Genomic DNA, 25712 nt, shown 5'->3' with positions numbered 1-25712 from the left:
AGGGGTGACCGCCCGCCTGCCCGGCTCGGGGCCGGTCCGGCTCGTCGTGGATGCGAGATGTCAGCGTTCGTCGTCGGACGCGGATGCCGGGACAGTGGTGAGGCGCTCGGTCTCGTCCTGTATCTCGGCGGCGATCTTCTTGAGTTCCGGCTCGAACTTACGACCGTGGTGGGCGCAGAAGAGCAGCTCGCCGCCGCTCGTCAGGACGACGCGCAGGTAGGCCTGGGCGCCGCAGCGGTCGCACCGGTCAGCGGCCGTCAGCGGACTGGCGGGGGTCAGAACAGTAGTCACGTCGCCTCTTCTCTAGCTCGACGAGCTGTCGTACCAGGGTCAACATCCAACCAGGTCGAAAACGTTCCCGCTCGTGCCTTTTTCTCGAAAAAACCTTCCGAGTCGGCTGGATGGTGACGGTTGGCGGCGAATGAGCCGTATTGCCTAGGTCTACGGTTTCACGTCGCTTGTCGGTCTTCGTCCTCCCGGCTGGGTTGCCGGTTGTGATTGAGGACGTGCCCGGAGCCTAAATGGTTCATGCCTGAAAAGGAACGTGATGTTTGTGCCGCCCAGGTCTGGCATCGAACGTACGAGCGAAGCCGGGTCCGTCTCGACTAGCATGGTCGTTCTCACGGGTGGCGGCACAAAGGCTCTATCTGGCCTCGGTACGCTCTCACCGGCGACCAAGCCACCACCACGCCCGGAAGCGGGCCATCCAGAAATTCAGCGAGGAGCGAACCGCGTGACCGCCGACACGTCCGTGCCGTCCACTGCGCTGCTGACCGGAGCAGACCGGGGCGGCTCCAACTACACCGCGCGGCACCTGCTCGTCCTCGAGGGGCTGGAGGCGGTGCGCAAGCGCCCCGGCATGTACATCGGCTCGACCGACAGCCGCGGCCTGATGCACTGCCTCTGGGAGATCATCGACAACTCGGTCGACGAGGCGCTCGGAGGCTACTGCGATCACATCGAGGTGATCCTGCACGACGACGGCTCGGTCGAGGTCCGCGACAACGGGCGCGGCATCCCGGTCGACGTCGAGCCGAAGACCGGGCTGTCCGGTGTCGAGGTCGTGATGACCAAGCTGCACGCCGGAGGAAAGTTCGGCGGCGGTTCGTACGCCGCCTCCGGCGGTCTGCACGGCGTCGGCGCCTCCGTGGTGAACGCCCTCTCCAGCCGCCTCGACGTCGAGGTGGACCGGGACGGCAAGACCCACTCGATCAGCTTCCGCCGCGGTGTCCCCGGGATCTTCACCGAGTCGGGGCCCGAGGCGCCCTTCGATCCGGCGAACGGACTGCTCAAGGGCAAGCGGGTGCCCAAGACCCGCACCGGCACCCGTATCCGCTACTGGGCGGACCGGCAGATCTTCCTCAAGGACGCCAGGCTCTCCCTGGAGACGCTGTACGCCCGCGCCCGCCAGACCGCCTTCCTGGTGCCCGGCCTCACCCTGGTCGTGCGGGACGAGCGGGGCGAGAAGGGCGCGGAGGGGCAGGAGGGGCCGTCCGAGGAGATCTTCCGGTACGACGGAGGCATCAGCGAGTTCTGCGAGTACCTGGCCCAGGACAAGGCCGTCTGCGACGTGCTGCGGCTGACCGGCCAGGGCACCTTCAAGGAGACCGTCCCGGTGCTGGACGACCGGGGCCACATGACGCCCACCGAGGTCACCCGGGAACTGGGCGTCGACATCGCGCTGCGCTGGGGCACCGGCTACGACAGCACGCTCAAGTCCTTCGTCAACATCATCGCCACCCCCAAGGGCGGCACCCACGTGGCCGGATTCGAGCGGGCCGTCACCCGGACGGTGAACGAGGTCCTGCGCTCCGCCAAGCTGCTGCGGGTCGCCGAGGACGACGTGGTCAAGGACGACGCGCTGGAGGGTCTGACGGCCGTGGTCACCGTCCGGCTGGCCGAGCCGCAGTTCGAGGGCCAGACCAAGGAGGTGCTCGGCACCTCGGCCGCTTCCCGGATCGTCGCCAATGTCGTCGCCAAGGAGCTGAAGGCCTTCCTGACCTCCACCAAGCGGGACGCCAAGCAGCAGGCGCGCGCGGTGCTGGAGAAGGTCGTGGCCGCGGCGCGCACCCGGATCGCGGCCCGGCAGCACAAGGAGGCGCAGCGCCGCAAGACCGCGCTGGAGTCCTCCTCCCTGCCCGCGAAGCTCGCCGACTGCCGCAGCGACGACGTGGACCGCAGCGAGCTGTTCATCGTCGAGGGAGACTCGGCTCTGGGCACCGCCAAGCTGGCCCGGAACTCCGAGTTCCAGGCGCTGCTGCCGATCCGCGGCAAGATCCTCAACGTCCAGAAGTCGTCCGTCTCGGACATGCTCAAGAACGCCGAGTGCGGAGCGATCATCCAGGTCATAGGGGCCGGCTCGGGCCGGACGTTCGACATCGACCAGGCCCGCTACGGCAAGGTGATCTTCCTGGCGGACGCCGATGTCGACGGCGCCCACATCCGGTGTCTGCTGCTGACCCTCTTCCAGCGCTACATGCGGCCGATGGTCGAGCAGGGCAGGGTCTTCTCGGCCGTGCCGCCGCTGCACCGGATCGAGCTGATCAACCCCAAGAAGGGGCAGGACAAGTACATCTACACCTACTCGGACAACGAGCTGAAGGACACCCTGCTGGAGCTGCGGCGGAAGAACGTCCGCTTCAAGGAGGGCATCCAGCGCTACAAGGGTCTGGGCGAGATGGACGCCGATCAGCTCGCGGAGACCACCATGGACCCGCGCCACCGCACTCTGCGGCGGATCAACATCAGCGACCTGGAGGCCGCCGAGGCCGCCTTCGACCTGCTGATGGGCAACGAGGTCGCGCCGCGCAAGGAGTTCATCACCAACTCGGCGGGAGCCCTGGACCGGTCGCGCATCGACGCCTGACCGGCGCCCTGGCGGCTTCCTCCGTACGCCCCGGAACCGGCACGTCCGCGTGCCCGTTCCGGGGCGTACGTCACTGGATGGTGTGAACGTACACGGGTAGAGCGTCCAGGATCTTCCCACTCTGTCCATCCTTGGGGCCTGCGGCCGAGACGCCGCGAGACCAAGGAGAACTCGGTGCACAAGCAGGACGGGTGGGACGGGTACGACGGACCGGACGAGCCGGCCGCACAGGGCGAGCCCGATGCCGGATCGGTGCGGCTGGACGATCCCTGGTACGACGCGCTGGCCTCGGGATGGGGGGAACCGCCCGCCGCGACCGGCCCCCCGCCCGCCTGGCCGGGCGCCGGCGCCGCGCCGGCCGCCTCCGCCGTCCGGGCACCGGCGGCCGCCCCGTCGCAGGCCGCGGTCCCGGAGCCGCTCGCCCGCGTCTACCAGCAGGTCCACGCCGGCCGGGAGTTCCAGGAAGTGCGCCGCCGTTACCGCCGGTTCGCCCTTCCCGCGACGGCCGCCTTCCTGCTCTGGTACCTGACCTATGTGGTCCTGGCGGTCAGCGGGTCCGGGCTGATGGCCCGTCCGGTCGTCGGCGCGTTCAACGTCGCCATGGTCGCCGGGATCGCGCAGTTCGTCACCACCTTCCTGCTGGCCTGGGCGTATGCCCGGCACGCCGGGCGGCGCCGGGACCGGCTCGCCCTCGAACTGCGCTGGATGACCCAGGAGATGGCGGCGGAGATGGCCCGGGAGACGGAGATGGCGCCCAAGGCCGCGCGCGAGACGGCCCGGGAGCGCGGCCGGTGACCGCAGATCCCCAGCGGCCGGCGCTGCTGCTCTTCCTGGCCTTCACCGTCCTCACCCTGGCGATCACCACCTGGACGAGCCGCAGGCGACACGACTCACCCGAGGAGTTCTACGCGGGCGGGCGGCTGTTCTCCCCGCTGGAGAACGGATTCGCCATCGCCGGCGGCCACCTGTCCGCCGCCTCGTTCCTCGGCATCTCCGGACTCATCGCCCTCTTCGGCTACGACGGGGTCCTCTACGCGGTCGGCTTCCTCGTCGCCTGGCTGCTGGTGCTCTTCGTGGCCGCCGAACTCGTCCGCAACTGCGGCCGCTTCACGCTCGCCGACGTGCTCGCCGTCCGGCTGCGCGGGCGCCCGGTGCGGATCGCGGCGGGCGCCTCCGCTCTCACCGTGTCGCTGCTCTACCTGGTGGCTCAACTGGTCGGGGCGGGCAGCCTGGTGGCGCTGCTGCTGGGCGACACCAGCGACGAGGCCCGCGGCTGGACCGTCATCGGGGTGGGCGCGCTGATGATCGTCCATGTCGCGGTGGGCGGTATGCGGGCCACGACCTGGATCCAGATCGTCAAGGCGGCGCTGCTGCTGGGCGGTGCGATGGCGCTGACCGTTCTGCTGCTGCTGCGCTTCCACGGCGATCCGGGCGGTGTGCTGGACACCGCCGCGACACGCAGCGGGCATGGCCGGGACTTCCTGCTGCCGGGACTGGCCCACGGCGAGGGCTGGGCCGCCCGGCTGGACTTCATCAGCCTCGGAGTGGCGCTGGTGCTCGGCACCGCCGGACTGCCGCACACCCTGTCCCGGCTGGGCGCGGTGCCCACCGCGCGCGCCGCCCGCCGCTCCGTCGTCTGGGCGATCGGGCTGATGGGGGCGTTCTACCTGATGACGATCGTGCTCGGCTTCGGCGCGGCCGCGGTGCTCGGGACCGATCAGGTGCGCGCCTCCAGCCCGTCCGGGAACACCGCCGTGCCGCTGCTCGCCCTCCACCTCGGCGGCGGCGCCGACTCCACCGGCGGAACGGTTCTCTTCGCGATCGTCGCCGCGGTCGCCTGTGCGACCATCCCCGCCGTGGTCGCCGGGATGACGCTGTCCTCCGCGGCGTCGGTGGCCCATGACCTGCGCGCCGCGCTGAGGCGACGCCCGGCCCGCTCGCCGCGTGCCGAGGTCACGGCGGCCCGGCTCGCGGCGGTCGGCGTCGGGGTGGCGGCGACCGGGCTGGGGCTGTTCGCCCAGGACCTGAACGTGGCGTTCCTGGTCGGGCTGGCCTTCGCGGTGGCCGCCTCGGCCCATCTGCCGGTCCTGCTGCTGACGCTGTTCTGGCGGCGTCTGACCACCCGCGGCGCGGTCTGGGCGGTCTACGGCGGGCTGCTGTCCGCGGTGCTGCTGATGGCGCTCTCGCCGGTGGTCTCCGGCTCCCCCGACGCGCTCTTCCCCGGTGTCGACTTCCACCTCTTCCCGCTGCGGAATCCAGGGCTGGTCTCCATCCCGCTCGGCTTCCTGGCGGGCTGGCTGGGCACGGTGACCTCCGCGGTCCCCGCCGACCAGGAGCGGTACGCGGAGACGGAGGTACGGGCGCTCACCGGGGCGGGTGCGGTGTGAGCGTGGTGTGGCCCGTGCGGGGTCGCGGTGTGAGCCCGTGCGGCGGCGCGGGCCGAGCGCGGCCGTCAGGCGTGGCCGGCCGAGCGCGGTCACCAGCCATGGGTGAGCGCCGCACCATGGCTGTCAGAGCGCGCGGTCACCGTGCTGCCAGAGATAGAGATGCTCGGGGCGGCCCGTCTCCCCGTAGCGCAGGCTGAGCCGCACCCGGCCGGTGCGTTCCAGCAGTTTGAGGTAGCGCTGGGCGGTCTGCCGGCTCAGCCGGCAGCGCTCGGCGACCTCCTGCGCCGAGAGCGGCCCGTCCGCGCCGCGCGACACGCCCCGGACCCGGTCCGCGGTGTGCGCGGAGTGGCCCTTGGGCAGCTCGGCCCCGCCGGTGGTGGCGCCGCCGAGTGCGCCGAAGATCCGGTCCACCTGCTCCTGCTCGGCCTCGCCGCCACCGTCCAGGGTGCGGCGCAGCGCCGCGTAGCCGTCCAGCTTGGCGCGCAGCCCGGCGAAGGTGAACGGCTTCACCAGGTACTGGAGCGCGCCGTGCCGCATCGCCGCCTGCACGGTCGCGACATCGCGGGCGGCGGTCACCATGATCACGTCGGTGTGGTGGCCCAGCTGCCGCATGCGCCGGACCAGGGCCAGGCCCGTCTCGTCCGGCAGATAGTGGTCGAGGAGCGCCAGATCGACCTCCGCGCGCTCCAGGAAGGCGAACGCCTCGGCGGCGCTGTGTGCCTGCCCGACCACCTGGAATCCGGGGATCCGCTCGACGTAGGCGGCGTTGACGCGAGCGACCCGCACATCGTCGTCCACCACCAGCACCTTGATCATGAGGCGTCTCCCATCCGGCTGAGCGCGTCTCCCGGCTCCCCGGCCAGGTGTCCGGTCCGCGCGGGCGCGTCTCCCGGCTCGCCGGGCGCGTGTTCCGTCCGCGCGGGGGCGTCTTCCGGGACGCCGGGCCCGCGCCCCGTGCGCCCCGCGACGACGCCTTCGGCCCGGCCCGGCGCTTGTGCGGTCCGGCCGCCCGGGACGGGCGCCGCCTCCTCGGCCAGCGCCTCGGGGAGCAGCACGGTGAATTCCGCGCCGCCGCCGTCCCGGTCGGTCACCCGCGCGCTGCCGCCCTGGCGCTCGGCCAGCCTGCGCACCAGGGCCAGCCCGATGCCCCGCTCGCGGTGCGCCGGCGGTTCCTTGGTGGACCAGCCCTCGGTGAACACGTCCTCGCGCCGCTCGGCGGGAATCCCGGGACCGGTGTCCGCGACGGTCAGCACCACCGTCCGGCCCTCGGCCCGCAGCCCCACCTCCACATCAGCCCGTGCCGCTCCGGCCGTCGCGTCCAGCGCGTTGTCGACCAGATTGCCGACGATGGTCACCAGACCCGGCGGGTCCACCACCCGGTCCGGCAGCAGGGTGTCCGGGCCGATCCGCAGCGCCACGCCGCGCTCCGCCGCCACCGTCGCCTTGCCGACCAGCAGCGCGGCGAGCAGCGGATCGTGAACCCGCTCGGTGACCTGCTCGGCGGTGGCCCGATGCACCCCGACGGCCTCGGTCACGTACTCGACCGCTTCTGGGTGCAGCCCGAGTTCCAGCAGGCCGAGCAGGGTGTGCATGCGGTTGGCGTGCTCGTGGTCCTGGGCGCGCAGCGCGTCGATCAGCCCCCGGGTGCCGTCCAGCTCGCGGCCGAGCCGCTCCAGCTCGGTCCGGTCCCGCAGGGTGACCACCGCCCCGCCGTCCTCGGTGGGCATCCGGTTGGCCACCAGCACCCTGCCGCCGCTGACGGTCAGCAGATCGGCCCCGGTGACCCGGCCGGCCAGCACATCGGTGGTGCGGCCCGGCGGCAGCACCTCCTCCAGCGGCCGTCCGGTGTGCTCCGCACCCAGCTCCAGCAGCCGCTGCGCCTCGTCGTTGACCAGCCGGACGCGGCCCTGTGCGTCGAGCGCGACGACCCCCTCGCGGATTCCGTGCAGCATCGCCTCGCGCTCGGCGAGGAGCGCGGAGATGTCGGAGAAGGCCAGGTCATGGGTGCGGCGCCGGAGCCTGCGGGCCACGGCGTACGCCGCCAGGGCGCCGACCGCGAGCGCCCCGCCCGCGTAGGCGAGGAGTCCGGGTACGGCGCCGATCAGCCGGTCGCGGACGTTTTCGTACGCGATGCCGACGGAGACCGCGCCGACGATCCGGCCGTCACCGGCGCGCAGCGGGACCTTGCCGCGCGCGGATCTGCCCAGTGTGCCGGTGTCGATCTGCATGACCTCATGACCGGCCAGGACCTCACGCGGATCGGTGGAGACCGGTTTGCCGATCTCGGCCGCCGAGGGATGGGACCAGCGCACCCCGCGCCGGTCCATGATCACGATGTACTCGGCGCCGGTGGCCCGGCGGATCCGCTCCGCCGTCCGCTGCGCCGGTCCGGCAGGGTCCGGTCCCGGGCCCTCCAGCGTCTCGGCGAGGTCCGGCTCGGCGGCCGTGGTCTGGGCGATGGCCAGTGCCCGCCGCATCGCCTGGTCATCCAGCTGGGAGCCGAGCGGGGCCAGGAAGAGGCCGGTGGCGAGCACCGCGACGCCGCCGGCGATGGCCAGCTGCATCAGCAGGACCTGCGAGAACACCCGTCGCGGGCGGGGCCAGCCGATGCGCCATCGGCCGGCGCCCCGCGGGCCGGGGGAGGTCGCTGCGCTCATGGGCAGGAAGGATAAGCGCAGCTGCGCCGGAGGGAACCGGTCAGAGCACCGGTCAGAGCATGGTGGCCACCGCTTCGCGGATGCCGACCACGTCCATCCGGGCCGGAGTGCCCAGCGCCGCTCCGCAGCTCTCCGGGCGCGGCGGGTCGCCCGCGACCTGGGTGACGGAGACCTGCCACGCCCGGCCGTCGGTGTGTGCCACCGTGACGGTCCAGGCGGGTGCGGCGCCCTCGGTGCGGATCACGGTCAGCGCGTCCGCGCCCGTCTCGCCGGTCAGCTCACGGACGGCGAGGTCGGCTGCCTGGCCGGGCCGCTCCCAGGAGGAGCGGCCCCGGCAGCCCTCGGTGACCACCTGGCCGGTGGCGGCGGCGACCAGCACCTCCTTGACGGCCTCGGCGGTGGCCCGGCCGTAGGCGTAGCCGTGCGGGAGGACGACCAGGGTGGGGGAGAAGCGGTGCCCGCCGATGTGCGTGACCTCCCAGGTGCCCTCCCCGCCGGAGGCGGCCAGCTCGGCGGCGAGCGGGCGTCCGAGCATCGCGCAGCAGCGGTCGCGCTTGCCGTTGGTGCAGACGAGGACGAGCGGGTCGCCCCGGTACACGGCCCACTCGCCGCTCAGGCCGCTCAGGCCGCTCAGTCCGTTCGGATCGCCGGCGCCCAGTGCGGCCAGATCCATCTCGAGCAGGCGGGCCGGGTCGGTGAGGGTGGTGGTGCGGATCCAGGAGTGGCCCGGCCGGGTGTGCGCGACGAAGACCCGGTGGCGGGCGGGCACATGGCAGTCGGCGTGCCGGCCGGGGCGGCGGATCAGGGCGACCCGGACCCCGGTGTCCTTCGCGGCCCGTTCCAGGGCACGGCCCACCGCCGGGTCGAGGTGGCTGGCGGTGAGGGCGTCCGAGCCCCAGGGACCGGGCTGCTCGACCAGGAGCCAGGTGGGGGCGAGGGCCGCGGTTCCGGCGAGTGGCTCGGACAGATTCCGGGAGGCGCTGGCGCACGTACTCACAAAGGTAAGCCTAACCTGATGCCGGCCCGCGGCAGCTCGGCCCACGCTCGAACCGGCACCGTGACCCCACACCGCCCGTGGCCAGGCCTCCCGCGGCCACGCGCCCCGCGGTCACGTGCAACCGCCCCGCGGCCCCGCGGCGCCGTGCCGCGTGCCGCGTGCCGCGCGCACTCACGGCACCGGCAGCGGCAGCGGCTGGGGCGGACGGGGGCCGCGGTACCGGCCGGTGGGGCGCATCCGCAGCGGGTGCTCGCCGTACTCCTCCAGCGCGTGGGCGATCCAGCCCGCGGTGCGGGACACCGCGAAGACCGTCTCGCCCGCCTCCTGCGGCATCCCCGCCGAGACCGACACCACCGCCAGGGCCAGGTCGACATTGGCGTGCAGCGGCACATGGCGGGCCATGGTGGCCACCACCTCGCGGGCCGCGCGCAGCGCGGGGGCCGCTTCGGGCACCTCCTCCAGCAGGGCGAAGAGCACCGCCGCGCGCGGGTCCTCGCCCGGGTAGAGCCGGTGGCCCAGGCCCGGCACCCGGCGCCCGGCCCGCAGATGGCTCGCCACCACCGGCGCGCCGCCCCGCTCCAGCGCGTCCAGCAGCATGCGGTGCGCGAATCCGCTGGCCCCGCCGTGCAGCGGGCCGTCCAACGCGCCCAGCCCGGCGGAGACGACGGCGTACGGGTGGGCCTGGGCGGAGGCGGCGACGCGGGCCGCCACCGTGGAGACCGCCAGGTCATGGTCGATCAGCAGCACCAGTGCGCTGTCCAGCACCCGGAGCCATCGGTCGTCGCAGGGCAGATCGGTGAGCCGGGTCCACAGCCGCCGGGCCACCGGCGCGTCCGGCGGCTCCTCGCCGCCGAGCCGGGGCAGCACATCGGTGAGGGTGGCGATCAGGTCGCGCGCGGTGGCCACGACGGTCGCCTCCTCCAGGTCGAAGCGGAGCGGATCGGCGGCCGCGGCCGCGATGGCGGCCACCCGCAGCCGGTCCAGCAGTCCGCTCTGCGCGGGCAGCGCCTCGGCCGCCTGGCGGGCCGCGGTCAGGGTCTCGGGGTGTGCGGTGAATCGGATGCCCGGCCGCATCCGCCCGGTCCACAGCCAGTGCGCGACCTCCTCGTAGCCGTGCCGCGCGGCGAGCGTGGTGGAGTCCACCCCGCGGTAGTAGTGGCGGTCGCCCTCGATGAGCGTGATGCTGGTGCCGACCGGACTGTCGTCCGTCCCCTCCGGCTCGCGCCTGTTGCGCCGCGCGAGCGCGTCCACCTCCGCCGCGTCGAAGGTGCTGCCCCGCCCGCCGGGGCTCCGCCGGCTGGTCAGCTGGCCCCGACTGACATACGCGTACACCGTCTCGGGCTTCACCCCGAGCCGCTCGGCCGCCTCCCGGGTGGTCAACCGCCGCTCATCCGCTGCTTGATCCGCCATGGTCACACCATTCCATGTTGATTCGATCAATATTGACAGTCGATGAGTCAAGCATAGACAGTCGGATCAATATCAAGGGAGGAAACCGATGCCGACCATGGGGACCAACGCACCGACCGACGTACCGCGCGGGCTCGCGGGTGTCGTCGTCACCGAGACCGAACTCGGGGACGTCCGCGGGCGCGAGGGCTTCTACCACTACCGCCAGTACTCCGCCGTCGAGCTCGCCCACAGCCGCACCTTCGAGGACGTCTGGCACCTGATGTTCCACGGGCACCTCCCGGACGCCGCCGGTCGCGCGGACTTCACCGCCCGGACCGCCGCGCTGCGCCGGCTGCCCGCCGACGTCGAGGCCGTGCTGCCCGCCGTGGCCCGGTCCAGTGCCCTGTCCGGCCCGCTCGCCGGGCTGCGCACCGCGATCTCCCTGCTCGGGGCGTCCGCCGGACTGCGCCCGCTGTACGACATCGACCCCGACCGCCGCCGGGAGGAGGCGCTGGCCGCCTGCGCGGCCGTGCCCACGCTGCTCACCGCGCTGTACCGGCTGGGCCAGGGCCTGGCGCCGGTGCCGCCGCGCGAGGACCTGCCGTACGCCGCCAACTACCTCTACATGCTCACCGGCACGGAGCCGGAACCGCGCCGGGCGCGCGCCATCGAGCGCTACCTGATCTCCACCGTCGAGCACGGGTTCAACGCCTCGACGTTCACGGCCCGGGTCATCGCCTCCACCGGGGCGGACCTGGCGGCCTGCCTGGTCGGGGCTATCGGCGCGCTCTCCGGTCCGCTGCACGGCGGCGCTCCCAGCCGGGCCCTGGACACCCTCGACGCCATCGGCACCCCGGACCGGATAGGTCCGTGGATCCGCGAGCGGGTGCTGGCGGGCGACCGGATCATGGGGTTCGGCCACCCTGTCTACCGCACCGAGGACCCGCGCTCGCGCATGCTGCGCCAGATCGCCCAGGAGTTCGGCGGCCCCCGGGTGGCCTTCGCCGTCGAGGTCGAGAAGCAGGTGGAGGCGATCCTCGCCGAGCTGAAGCCCGGCCGCGAGCTGCACACCAATGTGGAGTTCTTCGCGGGCGTCGTCATGGAGCTGTGCGGGCTGCCGCGGGAGATGTTCACCCCGACCTTCTGCGCCGCCCGGGTGGTCGGCTGGAGCGCCAACATCCTGGAACAGGCCCAGGACAGCAAGATCATCCGGCCGGCCGCCCGCTATGTCGGCCCGCCGCCCGCGCAGCCGGTCCCGGCGGCCTGACCCGCCGGCGGACAGCGAGGGGTGCGGCACCGGTCGGTGCCGCACCCCTCGCGCTGTGTCGCTGTCTCCGTCTTCCGCTGCCGGTCTCCTCCTGGCGGCCACACCGGCCCGGTGCCGGCTACACCGGCCCGGCGACCACCGATACCGGCTTGGCCAGCGGCGTGCCGGAGCCGTCCCTTCGCGGATCCGGCTCCGGCAGCGGAGCGGGCGTGCCGCTCGCCGTGGCCGCCCGCGCCGGGGAGGCTCCGGCCCAGGCCAGCACCAGATGGTCCTCGCCCTTCAGGAACCGCTGGCAGCGCACCCCGCCGGTGGCCCGGCCCTTGCGCGGGAACTGCTCGAACGGCGTGAGCTTGGCCGACTGCTGCGCCGAGTCGTCGAGCGTGCCGCTGCCGCCCGCGACGGTGAAGACCACCGCGTCGGCCGCCGGATCCACCGCGGTGAACGAGAGCACCTTCGCTCCGGACGACAGCTTGACGCCCGCCATACCGCCCGCCGGGCGGCCCTGGGGGCGCACCTGTGCCGCCGGGTAGCGCAGCAGCTGGGCATCGCTGGTGATGAAGACCAGATCCTCCTCGCCGGTGCGCAGCTCCACCGCGCCGACGATTCGGTCGCCCTCCTTCAGCCCGATGACCTCCAACTCGTCCTTGTTCGCCGGATAGTCGGGCACCACGCGCTTCACCACGCCCTGCTCGGTGCCGATCGCCAGCCCCGGTGAGGACTCGTCGAGCGTGGTCAGACACACCAGCCGCTCGCCCTCGGCCAGCGTCAGGAACTCGGAGATCGGCGCGCCGCCCGCCAGATTCGGCGCGCCCGCCGTCTCCGGCAGCATCGGCAGGTCGATCACCGGCAGCCGCAGCAGCCGGCCGGCCGAGGTCACCGCGCCCAGCTCGGCACGGGCCGTCGCCGGCACCGCCGACACGATCACATCGTGCTTGGCGCGCTTGCCCAGCCCCTCGTCGGCCAGCGGCTCGACGGTGGCCGTACGCGCCAGCAGCCCGGTGGAGGACAGCAGCACCCGGCACGGGTCGTCGGCCACCTCCAGCGGCACCGCGGACACCGGAGCGCCCGCCGACTCCAGCAGCACGGTGCGCCGGTCGGTGCCGAACTTCTTCGCCACCACGGCGAGTTCGGAGGAGACGAGCTTGCGCAGCTCCGCGTCCGAGTCCAGGATCCGGGTCAGCTCCGCGATCTCCCTGGTGAGCCTGTCCCGCTCCGACTCCAGCTCGATCCGGTCGAACTTGGTCAGCCGGCGCAGCGGAGTGTCCAGGATGTACTGGATCTGGGTCTCGGAGAGGGCGAAGCGGGCGATCAGGCCCTCCTTGGCCGCCGCCGCGTTCTCACTCGATCGAATGATCCGGATGACCTCGTCGATGTCGAGCAGCGCGACCAGCAGGCCCTCGACCAGGTGCAGCCGGTCGCGCCGCTTGCCGCGCCGGAACTCGCTGCGCCGCCGGACCACGTTGAAGCGGTGGTCGAGATAGACCTCCAGCAGCTCCTTGAGGCCGAGCGTCAGCGGCTGGCCGTCCACCAGCGCGACGTTGTTGATCCCGAAGGACTCCTCCATCGGCGTCAGCTTGAACAGCTGCTCCAGCACGGCCTCCGGGTTGAAGCCGTTCTTCACCTCGATGACCAGCCGCAGGCCGTGCTCGCGGTCGGTGAGGTCCTTCACGTCCGCGATGCCCTGGAGCTTCTTCGAGCCGACCAGGTCCTTGATCTTCGAGATGACCTTCTCGGGCCCGACGGTGAAGGGGAGTTCCGTGACGACCAGGCCCTTGCGGCGTGCGGTGACGTTCTCCACGGACACGGTGGCGCGGATCTTGAAGCTGCCACGCCCCGACTCGTAGGCGTCCCGGATGCCGCTGAGCCCGACGATCCGGCCGCCGGTGGGCAGGTCCGGACCCGGCACGAACCGCATCAGGGTCTCCAGGTCCGCGCCCGGATGCTTGATCAGGTGGCGGGCGGCCGCGATCACCTCGCCCAGGTTGTGCGGCGGCATGTTGGTAGCCATGCCGACCGCGATCCCGGACGAGCCGTTGACCAGGAGATTCGGGTAGGCGGCGGGAAGCGCGACCGGCTCCTGCTCGCTCCCGTCGTAATTCGGGACGAAGTCGACGGTGTCCTCGTCGATCGACTCCGTCATCAGCGACGTCGCCGAGGCCATCCGGCATTCGGTGTACCGCATGGCGGCGGGCGGGTCGTCATTGCCCAGCGAACCGAAGTTGCCATGGCCGTCGACCAGCGGCAGCCGCATCGAGAACGGCTGCGCCATGCGCACCAGCGCGTCGTAGATCGAGGCGTCGCCGTGCGGATGGAGCTTGCCCATCACCTCGCCGACGACCCGGGCGCACTTCACGAACGAGCGCTCCGGGCGCAGCCCCATCTCGTTCATCTGGAAGAGGATGCGGCGGTGCGCGGGCTTCAGTCCGTCGCGGGCGTCGGGCAGCGCGCGCGAGTAGATGACCGAATAGGCGTACTCCAGGAAGGAGCCCTGCATCTCGTCGACGACGTCGATGTCGAGGATGCGCTCCTCGAAGTCTCCCGGAGGCGGGGTCTTCGTGCTGCGGCGGGCCATCGGGCTGCGGCTCCTTCAACTACCGATGCTGTGTCTGATGCCGACCATTGTGGCGCGCCCCACCGACAACGCGGACCGCGCCCCGTCCCGGGCGCCCCGGCAGAGCCTCCCCGGACCGGGACCGGCGGCCTCCCGGACCGGTAGCAGCAGCCTTCCGGGCGGGACCGGCGGCCTCCCGGACGGGGAACCCACCGGATCCCGGGGCGGGGAACTTCAGCAGATGTCGGTGCGGTTGCATACAGTGACAGGACTGCTCAACGCACACATCCACACCTGCACCAGCACGCGATCGAAGGGACGTCCATGCCCATGGGTCACACGGCCACGCAACAGGCCGGTTCCGGCGGCCTGACAGCGACCGAGCACCGCCTGGCCAACGGCCTGAGGGTGGTGCTCTCCGAGGACCATCTGACCCCGGTCGCCGCCGTCTGCCTCTGGTACGACGTCGGCTCGCGCCACGAAGTCAAGGGGCGCACCGGCCTGGCTCACCTCTTCGAGCACCTGATGTTCCAGGGCTCGGCCCAGGTCTCCGGCAACGGCCACTTCGAGCTGGTCCAGGGTGTCGGCGGCTCGCTCAACGGCACCACCAGCTTCGAGCGCACCAACTACTTCGAGACCATGCCCGCCCACCAGGTCGAGCTGGCGCTGTGGCTGGAAGCCGACCGCATGGGGTCTCTCCTGGCCGCGCTGGACCAGGAGAGCCTGGACAACCAGCGGGACGTCGTGAAGAACGAGCGCCGCCAGCGCTACGACAACGTCCCCTACGGCACCGCCTTCGAGCGGCTGGTCGCCATGGCCTACCCCGAGGGCCACCCCTACCACCACACCGCGATCGGCTCGATGGCCGACCTGGACGCGGCGTCCCTGGAGGACGCGCGGAACTTCTTCCGCACCTACTACGCGCCGAACAACGCGGTGCTCGCCGTCGTCGGCGACATCGACCCGGAGCAGACTCTCGCCTGGATCGAGAAGTACTTCGGCTCCATCCCCTCCCACGACGGCAAGCAGCCGCCGCGCGACGGCACCCTGCCCGACGTCATCGGTGCGGAGCTGCGCGAGGTCGTGGCCGAGGAGGTCCCCTCCCGGGCCCTGATGGCCGCCTACCGCCTGCCGCACGACGGCACCCGTGAGGCGGACGCCGCCGATCTGGCGCTGACCATCCTCGGCGGCGGCGAGTCCTCCCGGCTCCACAACCGCCTGGTGCGGCGCGACCGCAGCGCCGTCGGCGCCGGTTTCGGCATGCTGCGGCTGGCCGGCGCGCCCTCGCTCGGCTGGCTGGACGTGAAGGCGTCGGCCGGCGTCGAGGTGCCCGCCATCGAGGCCGCCGTCGACGACGAGCTGGCCCGCTTCGCCGCCGAGGGCCCGACCCCGCAGGAGATGGAGCGCGCCCAGGCCCAGCTGGAGCGCGAGTGGCTCGACCGGCTCGCCACCGTCGGCGGCCGCGCCGACGAACTCTGCCGCTTCGCCGTGCTGTTCGGCGACCCCCAGCTGGCGCTCACCGCCGTCCAGCGGGTGCTGGACGTCACCGCCGAGGAGGTGCGGGCCGCCGCCCAGGCACGACTGCGGCCGGACAACCGCGCCGTGCTGGTCTACGAACCCACCGGGCCGGGCACCGACGCCGAGGACGCCACCGAGACCGCCGCCGACGACACCGCAGAAGAGGAGGCGGCCCAGTGAGCGACGCCACCACCCCCACCATGACGTTCCACCCGCAGCCGACGGGCGGCATCGCCAAGCCGTGGGCCTTCCCGGCCCCCGAGCGCGGCGAACTGCCCAACGGGCTCACCGTGCTGCGCTGCCACCGCCCCGGTCAGCAGGTCGTCGCCGTGGAGATCAACCTGACCGCCCCGCTGGACGCCGAGCCCGCCGGGCTCGACGGCGTCGCGACCATCATGGCCCGCGCGCTGTCCGAGGGCACCGACAAGCACACCGCCGAGGAGTTCGCCGCCGAGCTGGAGCGGTGCGGCGCCACCCTCGACGCGCACGCCGACCACCCCGGCATCCGGGTCTCGCTGGAGGTGCCGGTCTCCCGGCTGCCCAAGGCCCTCGGTCTGCTCGCCGACGCGCTGCGCGCCCCCGCGTTCCCGGAGAGCGAGGTGGAGCGGCTGGTGGCCAACCGCCTGGACGAGATCCCGCACGAGCTGGCCAACCCCGCCCGGCGGGCCTCCATGGCCCTGTCCAAGGAGCTCTTCCCGGCGGCCGCCCGGCTCTCCCGGCCCCGCCAGGGCACCGAGGAGACCGTCCGGCGGATCGACGCCGCCGCGGTGCGCGCCTTCTACCAGGCGCATGTGCGGCCGGCCTCCGCGACCGCCGTGGTGGTCGGCGACCTGACCGGCGTCGACCTGGACAAGGCCCTTGCCGACACGCTCGGCGCCTGGAGCGGCGGTCCGGCGCCGGAGCGTCCGTACCCGGTGATCACCGCCGACGACGCCGGCCGGGTGGTGATCGTGGACCGGCCCGGCGCGGTGCAGACCCAGCTGCTCATCGGCCGGATCGGTGCCGACCGGCACGACCGGGTCTGGCCCGCCCAGGTGCTCGGCACCTACTGCCTCGGCGGCACCCTCACCTCCCGGCTCGACCGGGTGCTGCGCGAGGAGAAGGGCTACACCTACGGGGTGCGCGCCTTCGGGCAGGTGCTGATGTCGGTGCCGGACGGCGCCCCCGGCCCCGGCGGCTCCGGCTCCGCGCCCACCGGTGTCGCGATGCTCGCCATCAGCGGCTCGGTGGCCACCGAGGTGACCGGGCCCGCGCTGGAGGACACCTGGAAGGTGCTGCGCACCCTCGCGGAGGAGGGGCTGACCGACGACGAGCGTGATGTCGCGGTGCAGAACCTGGTCGGCGTCGCCCCGCTCCGCTACGAGACCGCGGCGGCCGTCGCGGGCACTCTGGCGGACCAGGTCGAGCAGCACCTGCCGGACGACTTCCAGGCCCATCTGTACGCCCGGCTCGCCGAGACCGGGACGGTCGAGGCGACGGCCGCCGCGGTGAACGCCTTCCCCGTCGACCGGCTCGTCACCGTGCTCGTCGGTGACGCCTCGGTCATCGAGGAGCCGGTCCGCGCCCTGGGCATCGGCGAGGTGAAGGTGGTCACCGGCTGACCCACGGCCACCGGCTGAGAGGCCGTCAGCGGCCGGGCGGAGACGCTCACCGGCTGACGACGGCTCAGCGGAGCGAGGACACACAGGACTCCGGCGTCGCACGAGACGCCGGAGTCCTGCGTTATCCGCCTGCGGTGTCCGGTTTGTCGTGGAGGCGGTATGTCTGCCCTGTGGCGAGGGCAACAAAATGCCGGATCTGTTTGGCGATCAAAAGATCAGCCGTCTAGCGTCGGGTCGGCTGTTCGTCGGATTGCGTCGCACCCGCGGCCCGGGCAGCCATCGCCGAGTCCCGCAAGGGAGCCGGGGACCCGCCCTCTTCGGAGGGACTTCCCCTGGGGTGAATCGGGCGCCTCCGCGAGGAGGGGTCCGTAGGAGACCTTCCTGCTCCGAACCCGTCAGCTAACCCGGTAGGCGAGAAGGAAGGAAAGGAGTACGCCACCCCATGGCGTTCACCCGTCCCACCGGGAAGCACCGCCGCCCCCGGCGCTCCGCCATGCGCACCGGCACGAACATCGCCGGCATGGCCACCCTGGCCGCCTCCGGCGTCGTCGCCAGTCTCGCCTCCCCGGCGCTCGCCGCCGGCGGCGACTCCCCGAGCTTCGAGGACACCGGTCTGAACCAGGCGATCGTCGTCGGCGACGACCTCGCCCAGGAGATCGGCGCCCAGGCGCACAGCCAGGAGCGCGCAGCCGAGGAGGACGCGGCCAAGGCGGAGGCCGAGGACACGGCGCGCCGGGAGGCCGTCCGCCAGGCCGCCGAGACCAAGCGCAAGGCCGAGGCCGCTGAGAAGAAGGCCAAGGCGGAGCGGGCGGCCAAGGAGCGGGCCGCGCGGGAGGCCGAGCGCAAGCGGCTGAACACCTTCGTGGCGCCCATAACCGGCTCCTACGTCTCCACCCAGTACCACGCCTCCAGCGGGCTGTGGAGCTCCGGCAGCCACACCGGTGTCGACTTCCACGCCGCGTCCGGCACCACGGTGCACGCGGTGGGCTCCGGGACCGTAGTCGAAGCAGGCTGGGGCGGCGCGTACGGCAACAACATCGTGATCAAGATGAATGACGGCACGTACACCCAGTACGGCCACCTGTCGTCGCTCAATGTCTCGGTCGGCCAGACGGTGACCCCGGGCCAGCAGATCGGCCTGTCGGGCAACACCGGCAACACCACCGGCCCGCACCTGCACTTCGAAGCGCGGACCAGCCCGGAGTACGGCTCGGACATCGACCCGGTCGCCTACCTCCGCTCGCACGGGGTCAACATCTGACGCCCCCGGACCATCGCGCACAGGCCCCGGCCACTCGGCCGGGGCCTGTCGTATGTCCCGCCGGGCCTGCCGCAAGGTGGCGCCGGGGCGGCCGCGTGTGCCGCCGGGACGGCCGGAGGGCGCCGCGACTGCCGCGCAATCCCGCTTGGCCAAAAATTATCCATGAAATCCCGCCGCTCGTCGGAAATTCGAGCTCTGTGGAATAGAGTTCGGTGAACGCGCGTCGATCGACTGCGTTTCGCAGAGATTAAGGCGGAGGTTCACACCATGCGGGACCGGAAGTGAGCGGCGATACGACAGCGGTCCAGGGCGGTCGCCGGATTTCCGCGCACGCCGTATGCACCGCGATTCGGGACGACATCGTCTCCGGCGCGTACCAGCCCGGCAGTCGACTGACCGAGGAACTGCTCGCGCGCCGTTACGGCGTCTCGCGGGTCCCGGTCCGCGAGGCGCTGCGGACCCTGGAGTCCGAGGGGTTCGTCACCACCCGCCGGCATGCCGGCGCCTGCGTCGCCCAGCCGTCCGAGCGCGAGGTCGCCGACCTCCTCGACATCCGCGCCCTGCTGGAGCCGCTGGGTGCGGCGCGGGCCGCCCAGCGCCGCACCGAGGCCCACCTCAAGGTGCTCCGCGGGCTGGTCAGGCTCGGGCAGGAGCGGGCGGCGCGGGGCCAGTTGGCGGAGCTGCGGTCGCTGGGCGACTGGTTCCACGAGACCCTCGCGCAGGCCTCCGGCAGCCCCAGCCTGGCCGGGCTGCTGGTCCAGCTGCGCCGCAAGATCTACTGGGTCTACGCGGTCGATCCCGCCCGTCTCCCGCCGCCACCCGCGACGGAAAGCGCTTCGCGCGCCCAGCCTGGCCGGACCACGCCGCCGCCCGCCCGCGGCGCCGGGCGTACGGAGCCGGGCACCGCCCGAGCGGTGGAGTCCTGGGCGGAACACGGCGCGCTGCTGGACGCGGTGACCCGCGGTGACGCCGAGCGGGCTCGCTCGCTGGCCGCGGCGCACGCCGAGCGGTCCATGGCCGATTACCGGCTGCGTCGCCCCTTCCAGGTGAGGGGTTCGAAACAGTCCGTAAACACGGCGAGTTCCCAGAATTAACAATTCGCCGGTATACAACCCTCGGGGGAATTCCCGGAGCGGTGCCGTGTGCCTTTATGGTGCGCCGATATCGACGTGGAGTCCGCCCTTTCCGTGCAGGGAATAGCGAGCGGTCCTTCGGGAATGTGGTGACAGCAAGGCCGCGGTCTCCCGGTTCCGGGATACCGCGGCCTTGGTGTGCCCCGGTGGTGCCGGGGCGAGGGTTGCCGGGTCAGACCGTCTCCGGCAGTTCCTCCAGCCCCTCGGCGACCAGCTTGGCCAGACGGTCGAGCGCGGCCTCCGCGCTGTCGTCCTCCGAGGCGAGGACGATCTCCTCGCCACCCTGGGCGCCCAGGCCCAGCACCGCGAGCATGGAGGCGGCGTTGACCGGGTTGCCCTCGGCCTTGGCGATCGTCACGGGGACGCCCGAAGCGGTAGCGGCCCGAACGAAGATCGACGCGGGGCGGGCATGCAGGCCCTCGGCCCAGCCGACGGTGACGCGGCGCTCAACCATGGTGTAGCCCTTCAGGTCGTTGCTAGGTTGTCTAGACCAGTGTCGCACGGTGTCGGGAGTGGTCCGGAACGGACCTGACGCGGGGCCCGGCCGGTACGTCGTGCACAGCTTGCCGCGCCATCCGCGGGTCCGCGATGCGGCACCACGGGGCGGGTGTCCGTCTCCGCCCCGGCGCTTACGCTGGCCCCATGGACACCGCGTCAGATCCGGACCGCCACAGCTACCCGGCCCACTGGGAAGCGGACGTGGTGCTCCGCGACGGCGGCATCGCGCAGATCCGCCCCATCACCGCGGACGACGCGCAACGCCTGGTCAGCTTCTACGAGCATGTCTCCGACGAGTCGAAGTACTACCGCTTCTTCGCGCCCTACCCCCGGCTCTCCGCCCGCGACGTGCACCGCTTCACCCACCACGACTACGTCGACCGGGTCGGGCTGGCCGCCACGGTGGGGGACGAGTTCATCGCCACCGTCCGCTACGACCGCATCGACGAGCGCGGCCGGCCCGCCAGCTCCCACCCCGATCCGGCGGCCCCCGGCACGGCCCCCGCGCCGGTCCCCGACGAGGCCGAGGTCGCCTTCCTGGTGCAGGACGCCCACCAGGGCCGGGGGGTGGCCTCCGCCCTCCTGGAGCACATCGCCGCCGTCGCCCGCGAGCGCGGCATCCGCCGCTTCGTCGCCGAGGTGCTGCCCGCCAACACCAAGATGATCAAGGTGTTCACGGACGCCGGCTACACCCAGCAGCGCAGCTTCGAGGACGGGGTCGTCCGCCTCGAATTCGACCTCGAACCCACCGACCGGTCGCTCGCCGTGATGCGCGCCCGGGAGCAGCGCGCCGAGGCCCGCTCGGTGCAGCGGCTGCTCGCGCCCGGCTCCGTCGCCGTCATCGGCACCGGACGCAGCCCCGGCGGCGTCGGCCGCGCCGTGCTGCACAACGTCCTCGCCGGCGGCTTCACCGGCCGCGCCTACGCGGTCAACCGCGCCTTCCCGGAGGGACAGACGGTCCTGGAGCCCGAGGGCGTCCCCGCGTACCGCTCCATCCGCGAGATCGCCGATCCGGTCGACCTGGCCATCGTCGCCGTACCGGCCGAACACGTCCCCTCCGTCGTCGCCGACTGCGGCGAACACGGCGTCCAGGGGCTCGTCGTGGTCTCCTCCGGATACGCCGAGAGCGGCCCAGAGGGCCGCGCCCGCCAGCGCGAGCTGATCCGCCAGGCCCGCAGCTACGGGATGCGGGTGATCGGCCCCAACGCCTTCGGGATCATCAACACCGCCGACGCCGTCCGGCTCAACGCCTCGCTCTCTCCCGAGCTGCCCTTCGCCGGCCGGGTCGGGCTGTTCACCCAGTCCGGCGCCATCGGCATCGCGCTGCTGTCCGGACTCCACCGGCGCGCCGCCGGACTGGTGGGCCTGTCCACCTTCGTGTCCGCGGGCAACCGCGCCGACGTCTCGGGCAACGACGTGCTGCAGTACTGGCACGACGACCCGCACACCGGCATCGCCCTGATGTACCTCGAATCCATCGGCAACCCCCGGAAGTTCAGCCGGCTGGCCAAGCGCACCGCGGCCGTCAAGCCCGTCGTCGTGGTCAAAGGCTCCCGGCACAGCGGCAGCGCCCCGCCCGGCCACGCCGTCGCCACCACCGGCATCCCGGACGCCATCGTCAGCGACCTGCTCCGCCAGGCGGGCGTGATCCGGGTCGACACCGTCACCGAACTCGCCGACACCGGACTGCTGCTCGCCGCCCAGCCGCTGCCGCACGGCCCGCACGTCGCCATCCTCGGCAACAGCGAGTCCCTCGGCCTGCTCACCTACGACGCCTGCCGCACCGAAGGGCTCAGCCCGCTGCCGCCCCGCGACCTCACCACCGGCGCGGGCCCGGCCGACTTCGGCCGGGCACTGGGCGAGGCGCTGGCCGACGAGCGGTGCGACGCGGTCGTCGTCAACGCCATGCCCTGGGTCGGGGAGCCCTCCGCGGCGGACCTCGCCGCGGCGCTCCGCGAGGCCGCCGCGGCCGGCGGCGCGGCCAAGCCGATCGCCGTGGTCCACCTGGAGATCCCCGGCCTCGCCGAAGCACTCGCGGCGCCGGGCGCGCCCTGCGACACCACGGGGCAGGCGCCCACGGCCCCGGACGGCCTCGCCGACACCACGGCGCCCGTGCCCCACCCCGGCACCGCCGCAACCGGCACCGCCGCGCCCGGGGCCTTCGCCTCCGGGCCCGCCGCCGCTGCCGGGTCCGGCGCGCCGCCCGCGCCTGCCGCGTCTGCCGCCGCTCCCTGGCCTCGCGACCCCGCCGCACACGCCGCGCCTCCCGGGCCCGGCACGCCCGCCGCGCCGTCCGGGCCCGTCGCGCGCACCGGTCAGATCCGGCCTGCCGCGCCTCCCGCCCCCGCCGGGCCCACCGCGCAGTCGCAGCCCGGGCCTTCGGGTACGGCCGGGACCGCGACGCAGGCCGGGCCTTCGGCGCCTGCGTGGCCTCCCATGCCCGCCGACCCTCCTCCCGCCCCTGCCGGGCCGGGTGGTGCCGGGACGCCGGCGGCTTCGGCGTTGCCCGGGTCCGGCGGCTCTTCCGCGCCCGCCGCGCCGTCCAGGCCCACCGCGCAACCCGCGGCCGCGCCCGGCGGCCGACCCGCCGACGCGTCCGCCGGGACCCCCATGACCGAGGCTCCCGCAGGCGCCCCCAGTACCGACGCGGCCGCCGCGGCCTGCCGGATCCCGGCCTACCCCTCCGCCGAGCGCGCCGTGCGGGCCCTCGCCGAGGCCGTGCGGTACGCCCGCTGGCGGCACCAGGCCGCCGAGCCCGGCCGGGTGCCCGCCTACGACGACATCGACGAGGCCGGAGCCGCCGCCGACATCGAGGTGCTGCTCGCCGGGGAGGGCGGCGCGCCGGCCCGCGAGACCCCCACCCTCGACTTCCCGCCGGTTCCGGACGCGACCGGGGAGCCGGGGGCCGCCGCGGCGGTGCCCGCGCCCGAGCCCGCCGCCCCGGACGCCGGCGTCGAGCTGTCCGCCCCCGACACCCAGCGCCTGCTCGCCCGGTACGGCATCAGCCTGCTGCCCGCCTTCGCCGCACCGGACCCCGACACCGCGGTGCACGCCGCGACCCGGCTCGGCTTCCCGGTCGCGCTCAAGGCCACCGCCCCGCACCTGCGGCACCGCACCGACCTCGGCGGCGTCCGGCTGGACCTCGGCAGCGAGCCGGAACTCCGGCGTGCTTACGCTGAGTTGACCGACCGGCTCGGCGGGCCCGAGGAGCTGCTGCCGGTGGTGCAGCGGATGGCGCCGCGCGGCGTCGACACGGTCGTACGGGCCGCCATCGACCCCGCCGCCGGGGCCGTGCTCTCCTTCGGCCTCGCCGGCGCCCCCTCCGAACTGCTGGGCGACACCGCCCACCGGCTGGTGCCCGCCACCGACCGGGACGCCGCCGAGCTGATCCGGTCCATCCGGACCGCGCCGCTGCTCTTCGGCTGGCGCGGCTCCCAGCCGGTGGACACCGCCGCCCTGGAGGAGCTGCTGCTGCGAGTGTCCCGCCTGGTGGACGATCATCCCGAGGTGGTCGCGGTCGATCTGGAGCCCGTCGTCGTCGCCCAGCGGGGGCTGTCCGTGCTCGGCGCCTCCCTCCGTCTGGCCCGGCCGCCGGTCCGCACCGACCTCGGCCCCCGCCACCTGCCGCACTACTGACAGCCCCCGGGAGACCCCGAGAGCCCCCGGGGGCACCGGCCCGCCGCAGGGGCGGGGTCCGGGCCCGGTCTCGCCCCGTAGGATGGAGCACATGGCGAAGACCGGTACGACGACCCAGGGGCTGCGCGCGGCGATCGAGCGCAGCGGCTACTACCCGGCACTCGTGGCCGAAGCGGTGGAGGCCGCGGTGGGCGGCGAGCGGATCGGTTCGTACCTCGTCCACCAGGAGACCACCTTCGACTCCAACGAGGTCCGCCGCCATGTCACGGTCCTGGTCCTGACCGGCACCCGGTTCATCGTCAGCCACACCGACGAGCAGGCCGCCGACGGCACCTCCCCCTCGCCGTACGCCACCACCTCCACCGAGTCGGTGAAGCTGGACCGGATCTCCTCGGTGGTGCTCAGCCGGGTGGTCGCCAACCCCGAGTCGTACACCCCGGGCACCCTGCCCCGCGAGGTCGTGCTCACCATCGGCTGGGGCGCCGTCAACCGCCTCGACCTGGAGCCCGCCGCCTGCGGCGACCCCAACTGCGAGGCCGACCACGGCTACACCGGCTCCTCCACCGCCGACGACCTCAGCCTGCGGGTCAGCGAGGCGGGCGACGGCCCCGACACCGTCCGCCAGACCCTCGCTTTCGCCCAGGCGCTCTCCGAAGCCACCACGGACGCCGGCCGCTGATGGCCGACTCCGCCATGGGCTCGACGGCCGCCGGTTCACCCTGGCACGAGCCCGAACCGCTCGACCCGCGCCAGGCCCCGGCCCCCCGCTACGGCACCGGATCGCTCGCCGACCTGCTGCCCGCCGTCGCCGCGGGGCTGGGGGTCCCCGGGATGTCCTCCGGGCTGGAGCTCGCCCCGGCCGACCGGGTCTGCGTCTTCCTCATCGACGGACTCGGCTGGGAGCTGCTGCGCGCCCACCCCGCCGAGGCACCGTTCCTCACCTCGCTGCTGGCCGGCTCGGGCAACGGCACCGGGACCCCGCTCACCGCCGGATTCCCGTCCACCACCGCGACCTCGCTCGCCTCGGTCGGCACCGGCCTGCCGCCCGGCGCGCACGGCCTGCCCGGCTACACCGTCGCCGACCCGGACACCGGCGCGCTGATGAACCAGCTGCGCTGGCAGCCGTGGACCGACCCCTACCGCTGGCAGCCCTACCCCACGGTCTTCCAGCTCGCGGACGCCGCCGGGGTGCACACCTGCCAGGTCTCCGCGCCGACCTTCGAACAGACCCCGCTGACCAAGATCGCGCTGAGTGGCGGCACCTTCCACGGCCGGCTCTCCGGCGAGGACCGGATGGACCTCGCCGCCCGGCAGCTGGCCGCCGCCGACCGCTCGCTGGTCTACACGTACTACAGCGAGGTGGACGGCAAGGGGCACCGCTTCGGCGTCGACTCCGACGACTGGCGCGGCCAGCTGATGTACGTCGACGGGCTGGCCCGCCGCCTGGCCGAACAGCTCCCGCCCCGCTCGGCGCTCTACGTCACCGCCGACCACGGCATGATCGACATCCCCTTCGACCCCGACTCCCGGATCGACTTCGACGAGGACTGGGAGCTGCGGGCAGGTGTCGCCCTGCTCGGCGGCGAGGCCCGCGCCCGCCATGTCTACGCCGTGCCCGGCGCCGCCGCCGACGTGCTGGCCGTCTGGCGCGAGGTGCTCGGTGACCGGATGTGGGTGGCCGGCCGCGAGGAGGCGATCGCCGCGGGCTGGTTCGGCCCGCCCGGGTCCGGGGTGGACGAGCGGGTCCACGGGCGGATCGGCGACGTGGTGGCGGCCGCCGCCGCCGATGTCGCGATCGTCGCCTCGTTGACCGAGCCCAAGGAGTCCTTGATGGTCGGGCTGCACGGATCGATGACCCCGGTCGAGCAGCTCGTGCCGCTGCTCGAAGTACGCACCTGAACCGGCCCCTTCCGCCCCCGGCGGCCCGGCCCGCGCCTGCGGGCCGACC

The 25712-nt window shown here is 73.4% G+C and carries 18 protein-coding genes and 1 riboswitch; of the genes, 11 read left to right on the top strand and 7 right to left on the bottom strand.

Translation table 11 applies throughout. The annotated features are described in order from the left end of the window. Positions 1–60: 60 nt before the first annotated feature. A complete protein-coding gene (locus AC4BDD_RS06640) occupies positions 61–291 on the bottom strand; it encodes a DUF7455 domain-containing protein (RefSeq protein ID WP_490690034.1) in 231 nt (76 codons plus the stop codon). 442 nt (positions 292–733) lie between these two features. Here AC4BDD_RS06640 and AC4BDD_RS06635 point away from each other — a divergent pair, with 442 nt between their 5' ends. From AC4BDD_RS06635 to AC4BDD_RS06625, 3 genes are all read left to right on the top strand, one after another. Further along, a complete protein-coding gene (locus tag AC4BDD_RS06635) occupies positions 734–2866 on the top strand; it encodes a DNA gyrase/topoisomerase IV subunit B (RefSeq protein WP_490690033.1) in 2133 nt (710 codons plus the stop codon). 174 nt (positions 2867–3040) lie between these two features. After that, a complete protein-coding gene (locus tag AC4BDD_RS06630; RefSeq protein ID WP_490690032.1) occupies positions 3041–3661 on the top strand; it encodes a DUF485 domain-containing protein in 621 nt (206 codons plus the stop codon). Then, positions 3658–5253, top strand: a complete 1596-nt coding sequence (locus AC4BDD_RS06625; protein ID WP_490690031.1) for a solute symporter family protein — start codon at positions 3658–3660, stop codon at positions 5251–5253. The genes AC4BDD_RS06630 and AC4BDD_RS06625 overlap by 4 nt, the downstream gene beginning before the upstream one ends. Positions 5254–5376: 123 nt before the next feature. Here the strand turns inward: AC4BDD_RS06625 and AC4BDD_RS06620 are convergent, their stop codons facing one another. From AC4BDD_RS06620 to AC4BDD_RS06605, 4 genes are all read right to left on the bottom strand, one after another. Then, positions 5377–6069, bottom strand: a complete 693-nt coding sequence (locus tag AC4BDD_RS06620; RefSeq protein ID WP_490690030.1) for a response regulator — start codon at positions 6067–6069, stop codon at positions 5377–5379. Continuing rightward, a complete protein-coding gene (locus AC4BDD_RS06615) occupies positions 6066–7910 on the bottom strand; it encodes an ATP-binding protein (RefSeq protein WP_490690029.1) in 1845 nt (614 codons plus the stop codon). Before AC4BDD_RS06615 ends, AC4BDD_RS06620 begins: the two co-directional genes overlap by 4 nt. Before the next feature lie 52 nt (positions 7911–7962). Beyond that, the gene (locus AC4BDD_RS06610) at positions 7963–8907 is read right to left on the bottom strand and encodes a ferredoxin family protein (RefSeq protein ID WP_490690028.1); all 945 of its coding nucleotides are present in this window, start codon (positions 8905–8907) and stop codon (positions 7963–7965) included. Positions 8908–9078: 171 nt separating this feature from the next. Next, complete coding sequence (locus tag AC4BDD_RS06605; RefSeq protein ID WP_490690027.1) at positions 9079–10317, bottom strand: citrate/2-methylcitrate synthase; 1239 nt, start codon at positions 10315–10317, stop codon at positions 9079–9081. Between the two features lie 88 nt (positions 10318–10405). Here AC4BDD_RS06605 and AC4BDD_RS06600 point away from each other — a divergent pair, with 88 nt between their 5' ends. Further along, the gene (locus AC4BDD_RS06600; RefSeq protein WP_490690026.1) at positions 10406–11566 is read left to right on the top strand and encodes a citrate synthase/methylcitrate synthase; all 1161 of its coding nucleotides are present in this window, start codon (positions 10406–10408) and stop codon (positions 11564–11566) included. A 118-nt stretch (positions 11567–11684) separates the two neighbouring features. Here the strand turns inward: AC4BDD_RS06600 and AC4BDD_RS06595 are convergent, their stop codons facing one another. Next, the gene (locus AC4BDD_RS06595; protein WP_490690025.1) at positions 11685–14138 is read right to left on the bottom strand and encodes a DNA gyrase/topoisomerase IV subunit A; all 2454 of its coding nucleotides are present in this window, start codon (positions 14136–14138) and stop codon (positions 11685–11687) included. 309 nt (positions 14139–14447) lie between these two features. On the opposite strand from AC4BDD_RS06595, the gene AC4BDD_RS06590 reads away from it, so the two are divergent. The 4 genes from AC4BDD_RS06590 to AC4BDD_RS06575 all read left to right on the top strand — a co-directional run bounded on the left by AC4BDD_RS06590 (position 14448) and on the right by AC4BDD_RS06575 (position 19591). Continuing rightward, a complete protein-coding gene (locus tag AC4BDD_RS06590; protein WP_490691691.1) occupies positions 14448–15815 on the top strand; it encodes a M16 family metallopeptidase in 1368 nt (455 codons plus the stop codon). Then, the gene (locus tag AC4BDD_RS06585; RefSeq protein ID WP_490690024.1) at positions 15812–17236 is read left to right on the top strand and encodes a M16 family metallopeptidase; all 1425 of its coding nucleotides are present in this window, start codon (positions 15812–15814) and stop codon (positions 17234–17236) included. Before AC4BDD_RS06590 ends, AC4BDD_RS06585 begins: the two co-directional genes overlap by 4 nt. Before the next feature lie 270 nt (positions 17237–17506). Further along, positions 17507–17664: riboswitch (cyclic di-AMP (ydaO/yuaA leader) on the top strand. Positions 17665–17678: 14 nt separating this feature from the next. Further along, positions 17679–18497 (top strand): M23 family metallopeptidase, encoded by an 819-nt coding sequence (locus tag AC4BDD_RS06580; RefSeq protein ID WP_490690023.1) that lies wholly within the window; start codon positions 17679–17681, stop codon positions 18495–18497. Positions 18498–18778: 281 nt separating this feature from the next. Next, positions 18779–19591 (top strand): GntR family transcriptional regulator, encoded by an 813-nt coding sequence (locus AC4BDD_RS06575; RefSeq protein ID WP_490690022.1) that lies wholly within the window; start codon positions 18779–18781, stop codon positions 19589–19591. A gap of 211 nt (positions 19592–19802) precedes the next feature. Here the strand turns inward: AC4BDD_RS06575 and AC4BDD_RS06570 are convergent, their stop codons facing one another. Then, positions 19803–20084: an HPr family phosphocarrier protein gene (locus AC4BDD_RS06570; RefSeq protein ID WP_490690021.1), complete on the bottom strand. Its 282-nt coding sequence runs from the start codon at positions 20082–20084 to the stop codon at positions 19803–19805. 188 nt (positions 20085–20272) lie between these two features. Between AC4BDD_RS06570 and AC4BDD_RS06565 the strand changes: the two genes are divergently transcribed. The 3 genes from AC4BDD_RS06565 to AC4BDD_RS06555 all read left to right on the top strand — a co-directional run bounded on the left by AC4BDD_RS06565 (position 20273) and on the right by AC4BDD_RS06555 (position 25663). Further along, positions 20273–23764, top strand: a complete 3492-nt coding sequence (locus tag AC4BDD_RS06565; protein WP_490690020.1) for a bifunctional acetate--CoA ligase family protein/GNAT family N-acetyltransferase — start codon at positions 20273–20275, stop codon at positions 23762–23764. A gap of 91 nt (positions 23765–23855) precedes the next feature. Continuing rightward, entirely contained in the window at positions 23856–24443 is a 588-nt protein-coding gene (locus AC4BDD_RS06560; RefSeq protein ID WP_490690019.1) for a DUF5998 family protein, read from the top strand. Beyond that, positions 24443–25663, top strand: coding sequence for an alkaline phosphatase family protein (locus tag AC4BDD_RS06555; RefSeq protein ID WP_490690018.1), 1221 nt, complete (start codon positions 24443–24445; stop codon positions 25661–25663). The genes AC4BDD_RS06560 and AC4BDD_RS06555 overlap by 1 nt, the downstream gene beginning before the upstream one ends. Positions 25664–25712 lie beyond the last annotated feature (49 nt).

This window comes from Streptomyces sp. JLBT605, from assembly GCF_058215555.1.
Note: the sequence above shows the minus strand (reverse complement) of the source record. Positions and strands in the feature narration are given on the sequence as shown.